This window comes from Streptomyces sp. URMC 124 (genome assembly GCF_051386455.1).
GTDB lineage: Bacteria > Actinomycetota > Actinomycetes > Streptomycetales > Streptomycetaceae > Streptomyces.
In genome coordinates this window covers 1-248 of the sequence record NZ_JBPQTS010000581.1, presented here as the reverse complement: position 1 = coordinate 248, position 248 = coordinate 1, and the positions used below count along the sequence as shown (strand labels likewise).

1 protein-coding gene is annotated in these 248 nt (G+C 58.9%); it reads right to left on the bottom strand.

What is annotated here, in order from left to right; genetic code table 11:
- Nucleotides 1–34: 34 nt before the first annotated feature.
- Nucleotides 35–248: hypothetical protein (locus tag ACSNOG_RS33765; protein ID WP_436756481.1), on the bottom strand; the 214-nt coding region annotated here is incomplete at its 5' end.

The following is a 248-nucleotide window of genomic DNA, read 5'->3' as shown; positions in this document are numbered from 1 at the left end:
CAACTCGCCCCGTCCCTGCAGCAGCGGATGCCGGTTAAGCGGTTTGCTTTGTCAGAGGTGTTGGGGTTGTGCCGCCGTCATGGCGGGTCGTTTTGTGTGTCCATTTGTTCCACAGGCCGCGGAGGTAAGGGATTACCCAGCGGTCGAGACCGATTTTACCGGCGTTAGCTGCAGCAACCAGGATGAACATTTGCAGCAAGAGCATTTGCGCATTCGTGCTCACGGTGCCCGAGAAGAGGAACGCGGCG